Below are 10,586 nucleotides of genomic sequence, written 5' to 3'. Positions count from 1 at the left end.
TCGCCACCCCCTTGGGCAGCCCGGTCGTACCCGAGGTGTAGATGAGGTAGGCGAGATTCTCCGGTCGCAGCGGACGTATCCGGTCCGCGTCGGTCGGGTCGGTGTCGGGCAGGCCGGCCAACTCGGCCGCGTCCAGAGGCTCGCGCAGCACCGCCGCCGCCCGATCGCTCACCGTGCCGCGCGCGACCAGCGCATCCAGCCGCAGCGCCTCGCGCGGATGCAGCCGGATCGTCGCGCTCAGGTCCACGCTGACCGGCGGCCCCGCCAGCGTCACGCGCGCCATGCGCCCGCCGAGCACCGCGCCGAATTCGAGGAACGGCACGTCCTCGCTCAGCGCCGCGCCGCCCGCCGCCAGGATGCGCGCCAGGACCGTATTCAGGTGCGTGCGATCCTCGAAGACCGCGCCAGACGGCTCCAACCGCCCGTTCACACCGCGCCGCGCGTGCAGCCGCTTCGGCCCCTCGATCTCGATTTCGGTGATCGTCTCGTCGGCCAGCAGATCGTCCAGCGGCCCAAACGTGAACAGGCTGCGATACGTCTCGTCCAGTAGCGCCGCTTTATCGCCGGGCCGCAGGCGCACCCCCTCGACCGCCAGCACGTAATCGGCCACTTCGCGCAGAAGCAGCCGCCGTTGATCCTCTTCGTTCAGCTCGATCAGGATATCCGGGCGGTGCGCCGTCTCATCGTAAAACTGCCGCTCGATCCGCTCGCGCAGCGCGTCGAGCGAAAAACGCGGCCCTCCGGCGCGCCCGGGAACCAGCGGCGACAGTCCCGGCGGCGGATCGTCGGGGGCGGCAAGGATCTGTAGGCTGCTGCGCATAAAACCTCATTTCGATCCGAAAACAGAAAAATCACCGGCTCTCAGGCCGTCACCAGCACATCCCACGACAGCGGATTCATCTCGACCAGAAGCGCCGGGCGGCCCATCAGCGTGACGTTCTGCGCCCCCGGCGCATACGACGCGAACGCATCCAGGCTGCTCGCGCGCATCACGACCGCCCGCAGCGGGAACGTTTTAGGCGACCCGCCCAGATCGCTGCCGTCCGCGCTGTTGGCGATCACCGCCACGCTGCCCACCGTCAGCATCCCGTCCACCAACGACTGCCCGGTCAGGCGCGACAGGCACGCCAGATCCGCCGGGCTGAGGTCGAACACCAGCCCCACGACGCCCTGCACCCCGTTGGCGTGATCGCAGTGCTCGCCGGAGGCGGGCTTCGGCTCGTCGTACGCGGTCAGCCACAAAAATGTATCGCGCACGACCGGCACGCCGAAGTTCAGGTAGTGCCAGCCCGGCCCGCGTTCGTCGCCCTCCGTGTAGGGCACGTGCAGTCGATACGGCTCCAGCGCGGCGAACTCGCGCTCGTACTCGTCGAGCGCCGTCGCCCCTTCCGCGACCACCAGCGAAATGCCGGGGCAATACGGCGCCATCCCCGCGGGCACGAACGCTTCGTACGCCGCCCGGTCCTCGACTTCGATCAGCTCCAGCGCGGGCCCGCTGTTGAAGTCGATGAACCGGCAGATCTGCGATCCCATGTAGATCGATTCTTGCGGGCGCAGGGTGAACCCCAACGCCTCGAACATCTCTAGTTGCTGGCGATCAAACCCGTGCCCGTAAAGATTGCTCATGGTCAACATGGCTCGCCTCCCCTGAAGTCCCGACGCTTCTACTTTACCCCTCACTGGCAGCGAACGAAAATCCCGCCGCCCGCATCATTCGGCCCGCCGTTAATCGCCTGCACGTCCGGCAAAAACACACGTCACGCGGCAGTTTTTGCCCATTTCTACCTGTCACGCCGCCGGTAACAGTAAAAACACCGTCGCGTCCTGCTCAAAGCATGGTATACTCCTCTCGTTTTGCCACACTCGTAAGCACCACAGAGGAAGACACTCACCATGCGAATTGTCGTGAGCGGCTCCATCGCTTTTGACTACTTGATGCGCTTTCCAGGCCGCTTTAGCGACCACCTCATTGCCGACAAGCTGGATCGCATCAGCATCAGCCTGCTCGTCGAAACGCTGGACAAGCAGCGCGGCGGCACGGCAGCGAACATCGCGTACAGCCTCGCCCTGCTGGGCGAGCGCCCGATCCTGATGGGCACGGCGGGCATGGACTTTGCCGAGTATCGCGCCTGGCTCGACGAGCACGGCGTCGATACGTCCGCCGTCCGCATCATCCCCGGCGTGTTCACCGCCTCGTTTTTCGCCAACACCGACAGCGAAAACAACCAGATCGGCTCGTTCTACACCGGCGCGATGGCCTATTCCAACGGCTACAAGCTGGCCGAAGCGGTCACCAGCCACCCGGACCTGATGATCATCTCGCCCAACGACCCCGCCGCCATGTCGCAGTTGGCCGACGAATGCGCGGTCAGCAGCGTGCCGTTTATCTTCGATCCCAGCCAGCAGGTCGTCTGGCTCGACGGCGATTTCATCATGCACGGCATCGAGCGCTGCTCGATCCTGATCTGCAACGAATACGAATGGGAAATGATCGCCAAGAAGACCGGCCTCAAGCGCGAAGACGTGGTACGCCAGGGCAAGACCCTGCTCGTCACCCACGGCAGCGAAGGCTCGCACATTTACGCGGACGACGAGCACCTCGTCGTGCCGATCTTCCCGGTGACCACCATCGCGGATCCGACCGGCGTCGGTGACGCCTACCGCGCCGGGCTGATGAAGGGCCTCGCGTGCGGGTTCGGCTGGGAGCTGTGCGGGCAGATCGGCGCGCTGGCCGCCGCCTATGCCCTCGAACACGTCGGCCCCCAGAGTCACGATTACACCCTGCCCGATTTTGTCGCGCGCTTCCGCACCGTCTTTGACGATCACGGCGCGCTCGATGGCTGGCTCCAGCCGGGGACCCGTCATGGTGAAGCTATCCGATAGAGACGCGATTCGTGCGTTCCTCGCCCAGGATCGCGCGCTGACCGCTTACGCATTGGGCGATCTCGATGACGCGTTCTGGCCGCAGAGCACGTTTTACGCAGCCTATCACGACGGCGAGATCGCCTCGATCGTGCTGGTCTACGAGGGGCTGGACCCCGCCGTCCTGACCGCGTTTGGCGATCCTGAAGGCGTCCGCGCCATCTTCGACGCGTGCGCCCTGCCCGGCGAGATCTATTACCTGTTCCTGCCGGAAATGGAATCGATCCTCGCCGCGCGCTACGACCTGCCCCACATGAAGCGCGAGTGGCGCATGGTGCTGGATCCCGGCACATTCGCGCCCGCCCCACACCACGATCTGCGCCGCATCGAGCCGGACGACGTGCGCGCCCTGGACGACCTCTACCGGCACGCCGCCGATCCCGGCGAAGCGGTGATGGCGTTCAGCCCGTGGCAGATCGCGCACGGCTGCTTTTACGGCGTCTGGGAGGACGACGCGCTCATCGCCGCCGCCGGGACACACGTCTGGTCCGGCGCGGAGAGCGTCGCGGCCATCGGCAATGTGTTCACCATGCCCGAATACCGCGGGCGCGGGCTGGCCTCGGTCTGCACGAGCGCGGTCGCACAGGCGGCGCTGGATGCGGGCCTGGAAACGGTTGTGCTCAACGTGCGGACGGATAACGCACCCGCCATTCACGTCTATGAAAAACTGGGCTTCCGGCTCTACCGCTCGTTTCTCGAAGGGCCGGGGCTGGCACGGGACTAGGGATTAGAGACCAGGGATCAGGGAAAAGCAAGAGCCAAGGCAGGGCGGGTTAGAAACCCGCCCCTACAAAACCCTGTTGAACGCTGCTTGTCTCCCTTTCTTCAACTTGATTGGAGAGTAGACGGGGATGAGGTCCGCTTTTGCTTGTGCTAACAACCAATCACTAACGGCTAATCGCTATTTTCGCTCTTAGCTAACAACCAACAACTAACCACTAACAACTATCATCCTTTGTGGTACAATCCGCGAGCGCTCGCGCACCGGCGCGAGCAGTAGAGACAGAAGTAAGGAGTTTCCATGACGGTTGAGCATGATGTCCGAGACCTGAGCCAGGCCCCCGGTGGCCGCTACCGGATCGAGTGGGCCGAGCGCGATATGCCCGTTCTGCGCCAGATCCGCGAGCGCTTTGCGAAGGAACGCCCGCTGGAAGGCGTGCGGATGTCCGCGTGCCTGCACATCACCACCGAGACGGCGAACCTGATGCGCACCCTGCAGGCGGGTGGCGCGGATGTGGTTCTGACCGCGTCCAACCCCCTCAGCACGCAGGACGACGTCGCCGCGTCGCTGGTGTCGCACTTCGAGATCCCGGTATACGGCATCAAGGGCGAAGACAATTCGACCTATTACGATCACATCAAGGCCGCGCTCGATCACAAGCCGCAGGTCACGATGGATGACGGCGCGGATCTCGTCAGCGAGCTGCACAAGAACCGCACCGACCTGCTCGAAAACATCATCGGCGGCACGGAAGAGACGACCACGGGCGTCATCCGTCTGCGCGCGATGGCGAAAGACGGCGCGCTGAAGTTCCCGGTGATCGCGGTCAACGACAGCATGACCAAGCACCTGTTCGACAACCGCTATGGCACGGGCCAGAGCACCATCGACGGCATCATCCGCGCGACCAACGTCCTGCTGGCCGGGCGCGTGGTGGTCGTCGGCGGTTACGGCTGGTGCAGCCGTGGCATCGCCAACCGCGCACGGGGGCTGGGCGCACGTGTCATCGTGACCGAAGTCGATCCGCTCAAGGCGCTCGAAGCGGTCATGGACGGCTTCCAGGTGATGCCCATGATGGAAGCGGCTCCCATCGGTGACGTGTTCGTGAGCGCCACGGGCGACATTCACGTCTTCGACCGCCATCACTTCGAGGTGATGAAGGATGGCGCGATCGTCTGCAACAGCGGCCACTTCAACGTCGAGATCAACATCCCGGCGCTGCAGGAGCTGTCCGGCCAGGAGCCGCGCCGCGTGCGTCCGTTCGTCGAGCAGTTCCGCATGCCCGATGGCCGCGCGATCAATCTGCGGGGCGAAGGCCGCCTGATCAACCTCGCCGCGGCGGAGGGTCACCCCGCCAGCGTGATGGACATGAGCTTCGCCAACCAGGCGCTCGGCGCGGAATACATGCTGCGCAACGGCGACACCCTGCAGGCCCAGGTGTACACCATCCCCGAAGACGTGGACCACGAGATCGCCCGGCTCAAGCTGGCCGCGATGGGCGTCAACATCGACACGCTCACCGACGAACAGGCAAACTACCTCGACCAGTGGCAGGAAGGCACGTAAGCCGCTCCGCCCAACTCAGGTTCGATTCTTCTGCGCGCTGCCCGTTCTTGTGGGCGGCGCGCTGGCTTTTCTGCGCATCCCGCCCAATCCGGGCGGTCCGGTAGGGGCGCATAACAATACGCCCCTACAAATCCTGCCCTGTCCCTCGCTTTTTGCCGCCCTTTTTCATGGAAAAAGGGCGCGGGGTGTGGGGCAGCGCCCCGCCATACCAGACGCCAGTCGCAGGTCAGGCGTTGGGTAAAGCCCTGGCCGTGCGCTAGAATCTTTACGCGGGGGGCGATGGATCGTTGATCGTCGGAAAACGTTGCTAGGAGATAAACTCGTATGAACCGTCGTACCTGGGTTCTGACCGGCCTGCTGCTGGCAGCCCTGACGCTGACGCTGGTGGGCGCCTTCACGCCATCCACCGCGCACGCGCAGGATGGCTCGTCGCGGCTGCGCTTTTTGCACGCGGTCCCTGGCGGACCGGCCATTGATGTGTATGTAGACGGCGCGCTCGTGGCGCCCAATCTCAGCTACAGCGCCGTGACGCCGCACCTGACCTTCACGGCAGGCGCGCACGACATCGCGCTGCGCGAAGCGGGAGCCGATCCGTCCAGCGCGCCGCTGGCGACCGCGCAGGTCTCGCTCGTGCCCGATCTGGCCTTCATGCTGGTGATGCAGGGCACGCCGGACGCCATCACCACGATGCAGTACGAAGATATTTTGGACCCGATCGAAACGGGGATGGCGCGCCTGACCGCGATCAACACCATCGCGGATGCGCCCGCGCTCGACGTGCTGACCGCCGAGGGCGGCCCGCTGCTTCAGGGCGTGAGCTACAACGTGCAATACGGCACGATCAACATTCCGGCCAGCGTGCAGAACCTCGTGATGGTTCCGGCGGGTGGTGATGTCGACAGTGCCGTGGCGAGCGTCGGCGAAGTGCACCTCGTCAGCGGCACGCTGTACACGTTCGTGATTCTCGGCACGCTCGACGGGGACGTCACGCCGACCACCCTCATTCTGGCGACGCCCGTCAATTCCCCGCTGGAAACCGAAAGCGTGCGCGTGCGTCTCGCGCATGCCAGCCCGGACGTGCCCACCGTGGACGTTTACGCCAACGATGTGCTGATCGCGCCGTCGCTCGACCTGGGCCAGATGACGGATCACGTCGCGCTGCCCGCCGGGGCCACGTCCCTGGTCCTGCGTAACGCAGGGGCCGCCGCCACGGACGATCCGCTGGTGACCGCCGACGTCACGCTCGACGCCGCGACCCCGGCAGTGACCGTCGCCGTCGTCGGTCAGGTTGCCAGTGATGGCCCGACCATCCAGGTCTATCCCGACAATACCGCCGATGTCGCGCCTGAAAACGCGCGTATCGCCGTGCTGAATACCGTGCCCGGCGCGACCACCACGGTCACGTTGAGCGGCGAGGAAGAAGTTACCCTGGCGAGTGGCCTCACGACCGATACGCAGGCAGACGCGGTGGATGCCGCGCCCAGCCAGTATGCTCTGTCCGCGTCCGTGGAAGGTGGCGAGTCACCGGCCAGCGTGACCGTGCCGGAACAGCCCTACTTCGGCGGCGTTTATTACACCGTCCTGGTCTATGGCACCATGGACACCGCCGCTGCGCAGGTCGCCGGGACTGAAATCCAGGTGACGGCCAACAGCCTGCCCGGCGGATCGGCGGCAGTCGTGTCGCAGCCGGTCGCCACCGAAGCCGCTCCCGTGGTGACGGAAGCCGCCGCAGAACCGCCCGCCCAAGCGACCGACGCGACACCCGTCCCGGCGGAGGGCGCAGCCGAGCCGACCGAAGCGGCTCCCGCCCAACCGGCACAGCCGCAGCGTACCGGCCCGATCGGGTACGTGGAAGTGAACGCAGGATCCAACCTGCACTGCCGCCAGTACCCCAACTCGAACTCGCTGTCCCTGGGTCTGATCCCCTCCGGCGCGCAGTTAGGGATCCTGGGGCGCATCGCGCCGCCCACGGGCGCAGCGGCAGGTACGGCGGAAGCCGAACCGGCCCCCGAAGCGACGCTGGCGATCACCGACATCACGGACATCTGGCTGTGGTCCGAGTGGATCGATCCTGCTGCCGGAACCATGCAGTGCTGGGTGTCGGCGGGCTTCGTGCGTGTCGAGAACAACGGCCAGACCCTCGCCTCGATCGAATCGCTGATGGCGCTCCCGCCCATCCCCAGCGACCGTGCGGGCGAAGTGATCGCCCCCGGCACGGGTGTCACGCCCGTTCAGCCGACCGAAGCGCCCGCCGCTGAGCAGCCTGCGCAGGACACCCCTGCCCCGGCGGACAATGCAGCCCCGGTTTCCGGTCCCACCGGCACGATCGTGCTCGATCCCGGCGTGAACCTGAACCTGCGCAGCCAGCCGAACGCGGACGCGGGCGTGCTGCGCGCGGTCGCGGGTGGCGCAACGGTGACCGTCACCGGGCGCAACGCGGACGGCTCGTGGCTGTATGTGACCTACATCGACGAATCGGGCAGCGTCGAGGGCTGGGCCGTGGCGCAGTACATCAGCGTCACCGAAAACGGCGCGGCCTACGACGTGATGCAGCTCCCGGATGTGTCGGCAGGCGCGCCCGCCGCACCCGCCGCGACGCCGCTCGCCGTCGGCTAGCTCCAACATTTTACGCTTACAACACAGCGGGCCGATCCAGTGAGGATCGGCCCGCTGTTGTTTTGCGCTACGGCTTGCGGCTTCGTACGGGGCGTATTGCCCTACCCGGCTTTGCTGGCAGCAGGCGGGGCAAGCCCCGCCCCTACGAAAGGCAGAGGCCCCTACCGCACCACTGGTGACTTACCTTGCTCGCATATCGGGCATATTGCCGTTCCGCTACTCGCTCGCGGCGGCGTTCGCCTGCTCCACGAGCGGCTTAATGGTGTCGTAATTCCGCGTCACCATGCGCCAGCCGTCGCCCACATCGACCAGCACCGACGGCGTGCCCGTCACGCCGAGATCGTTGGCAATCGTCTGGTAGGCCGAGAGCGTCGCGGTATACCTGCCGGACGCGTAGCACTCGCGCAGCTCGCGCTCGTCCAGGCCCATGTCGCTCGCCACGTCCAGCAGGTTATTCAAGCTGAAGCCCGTCACCACGCTCTGCGACTGCGCGATGCGGTACAGTTCGTCGCTCATTTCCCAGTACGCGCCCTGCTCGCCCGCGCACAGCGCGAACTGCGTCGCCAACTGCGAATACGCGCCGCCGGTGCCCGTGGTCATCGCCACCTGGAACTGCGCCTGCCCCGTCAGCACGAAGTCGCGGATGATGCGCTTCAGGTCGCTCTGGTGGTAATCCTGACAGTGACTACACGCAAAGTCCGCCACCTCGATGATCTTGATCGGCGCATCCGGGTTGCCGATGAACGGCAGGCCCTCGGCGGTGACGCCGCGCACCACGCGCGGATCGTCCACGCTGTCGCTGTCCAGCGTCCGCGACTCCGGCGATTCCAGCGCCGCCACGGGACCACCGCCCACCAGCGGCACGCAGTATTCCTCGTATTCCTTACAGCTCAGTTCTTTGGTCGAACCAACCCCATGCCAACTCAGATACGCGACGAGGCCGCCCATCACCAGGGCCGCGCCCACGATCGCCAGCAGCAGTTTCAACTGCTGGTTGTACTGCGCGTCACGCTGGCGGCGCGACGCGGCGATCTCATACGAGGCACGTGCAGGCCAGCCCAACCCGCCGGATCGAGCCGCTCCGCGCTTCACTTTTCCAGATGGTTCCGTTCCACGGTTCACTTTTTCAGACACGGGTCCTCCCCACGATCTTTACAGGTAGTCTTTGATACGCGCCCCTCCACTGTACTGAATTCTCGCCAAACGGCCAACAAATCGCCCCGCGCCGCACGGCGGCATGGAGCTTTCTGGAAAACAAAAAAGGCCCGCTCCGCGTGGAGGGGCCTTCGTCATTAGCACCTGTGAATTCCGATTTATCCGGCGTTCGCGTTCGCGCGGTCCACCAGATCGGACAGCGTGGCGTAATCGCGCTGAACCATGCGCCAGCCATCGCCAAAGTTGACCAACACCGACGGCGTACCCGTCACGCCGTTATCGTTGGCGAACTGCACGAAGTTCGCCATCGCGGTCGCGTACCGGTTGGAGCTGACGCACTCGCGCAGCGCGCCCTGGTCCAGCCCCATATCCGCGCCGGACTTGAGCAGGTTCGAGATGTTGAACGCCGACGACACGCCCTGAGACTGGGCCAGCCGGTACAATTCGTCGTTCACTTCCCAGAACGCGCCCTGCTCGCCCGCACACAGCGCGAACTCGGACGCCGTTTCAGAGAACGCACCGCCCGTTCCGGTCGTCATCACCAGTTGGAAGTTCGCCTTCCCAGACAGGATCAGATCCTCCATGATCTGCGGCATGTCGCTGTCGTGATAATCCTGGCAGTGCGGGCAGGCAAAGTCCGCCACTTCCAGAATCGCAATCGGCGCGTCCGGGTTGCCGATGAACGGCATGCCCTCGTCCGTCACGCCGCGCGCCACCGTCTCGGGATGGGTGCTCACCTGATCCAGCGTGCGTGATGCCTCGGTCTCGAAGGTCTCGAAGGGCGCACCCGCGTCGCCCCCGGCCAGAGGCACGCAGTAATCCGGGAAGTCCGCGCAGCTCACGTCCTTCGCCGCGCCCGCTTCGCGCCAGCTAAAGAAGATGATCAGCAGCCCGCCCAGCAGTGCCAGCGTGCCGACGCTCCAAAACATGCGCAGTTGGCTGCGATACTGCTCCTGCCGCGCGCGCTTGGTCCGGCCTACTTCGTACGTTGCACGCGCAGGCCACGGCATCCCGCTGTTCGGGTTTGAGGGGTCTGGGGAGTTACTCGTTTTGCTTGCCATCGCTTCTCTCGCTTCCGGGAACGACGCGATTAATCAAATATGGTTGAACTTTATCTTATCTTACCACCCTCGCGTGTCAAATAAGAAGTTGATAAGTAAACCAAATTGGCGCACACGGAAGCATGGTCTCAAAACACAGCAGCGGCGCTCGAATACCGCGCCGCTGCGAGTTTTGAATAGTTACTGTCGGATTGGGGGGCTTAGTCACACACGACGTAGATTGTATTGGAGGCAGCTTCAGTTACTTCAAATCCCACGACGCCGGTTTGATCACCAAAGGTAACTTCCAACCGATAAAATCCGATGGGCCACCACGCGTTCCACGAATAAACCTGATGGACGTAAGGCTCATTGGTATCGATAAACGTCTTATCCAACTGGGCATAGACCGGGACAGGCTGCGTTTCGTTGCCACGATAAATGTCTACCCAGACATCCTCATACTTTTCGCCCGTGATTGCAATGTTAAAACTTGCACTGCCTCGTGAGGACCGCAGCCTCATTCCGCATTGTGTCGCCGGATCGATATACCTTTCGGTAATATC

Annotated in this window: 9 protein-coding genes; 4 read left to right on the top strand and 5 right to left on the bottom strand. The window is 64.6% G+C overall.

Going from position 1 to position 10,586, the window contains the following annotated elements:
- Nucleotides 1-820: AMP-binding protein (locus tag V7116_RS19725; protein ID WP_324393685.1), on the bottom strand; the 820-nt coding region annotated here is incomplete at its 3' end.
- Between the two features lie 41 nt (nucleotides 821-861).
- On the bottom strand, nucleotides 862-1,635 hold the full coding sequence (locus V7116_RS19720) for a hypothetical protein (RefSeq protein ID WP_324393684.1): 774 nt from the start codon (nucleotides 1,633-1,635) through the stop codon (nucleotides 862-864).
- Nucleotides 1,636-1,893: 258 nt separating this feature from the next.
- Between V7116_RS19720 and V7116_RS19715 the strand changes: the two genes are divergently transcribed.
- The 4 genes from V7116_RS19715 to V7116_RS19700 all read left to right on the top strand — a co-directional run bounded on the left by V7116_RS19715 (nucleotide 1,894) and on the right by V7116_RS19700 (nucleotide 7,825).
- Nucleotides 1,894-2,883, top strand: coding sequence for a carbohydrate kinase family protein (locus V7116_RS19715; protein WP_324393683.1), 990 nt, complete (start codon nucleotides 1,894-1,896; stop codon nucleotides 2,881-2,883).
- Nucleotides 2,864-3,646, top strand: coding sequence for a GNAT family N-acetyltransferase (locus V7116_RS19710; protein ID WP_324393682.1), 783 nt, complete (start codon nucleotides 2,864-2,866; stop codon nucleotides 3,644-3,646). Before V7116_RS19715 ends, V7116_RS19710 begins: the two co-directional genes overlap by 20 nt.
- A 297-nt stretch (nucleotides 3,647-3,943) precedes the next feature.
- A complete protein-coding gene (ahcY, locus tag V7116_RS19705; RefSeq protein ID WP_324393681.1) occupies nucleotides 3,944-5,209 on the top strand; it encodes an adenosylhomocysteinase in 1,266 nt (421 codons plus the stop codon).
- A 324-nt stretch (nucleotides 5,210-5,533) separates the two neighbouring features.
- Nucleotides 5,534-7,825: a DUF4397 domain-containing protein gene (locus tag V7116_RS19700; protein ID WP_324393680.1), complete on the top strand. Its 2,292-nt coding sequence runs from the start codon at nucleotides 5,534-5,536 to the stop codon at nucleotides 7,823-7,825.
- A 216-nt stretch (nucleotides 7,826-8,041) separates the two neighbouring features.
- Here the strand turns inward: V7116_RS19700 and V7116_RS19695 are convergent, their stop codons facing one another.
- From V7116_RS19695 to V7116_RS19685, 3 genes are all read right to left on the bottom strand, one after another.
- Nucleotides 8,042-8,959 (bottom strand): DsbA family protein, encoded by a 918-nt coding sequence (locus V7116_RS19695; RefSeq protein WP_324393679.1) that lies wholly within the window; start codon nucleotides 8,957-8,959, stop codon nucleotides 8,042-8,044.
- Between the two features lie 179 nt (nucleotides 8,960-9,138).
- Nucleotides 9,139-10,041: a DsbA family protein gene (locus V7116_RS19690; RefSeq protein WP_324393678.1), complete on the bottom strand. Its 903-nt coding sequence runs from the start codon at nucleotides 10,039-10,041 to the stop codon at nucleotides 9,139-9,141.
- 200 nt (nucleotides 10,042-10,241) lie between these two features.
- Nucleotides 10,242-10,586 (bottom strand): hypothetical protein (locus V7116_RS19685; protein WP_324393677.1); only part of this gene is annotated, 345 nt, incomplete at its 5' end.

The sequence above is a fragment of the Aggregatilinea sp. genome, assembly GCF_036822615.1.
Classification (GTDB): Bacteria; Chloroflexota; Anaerolineae; order Aggregatilineales; family Aggregatilineaceae; genus Aggregatilinea.
The sequence above is the reverse complement of the archived record's forward strand: the minus strand, read 5'-3'. Positions and strand labels throughout refer to the sequence as shown.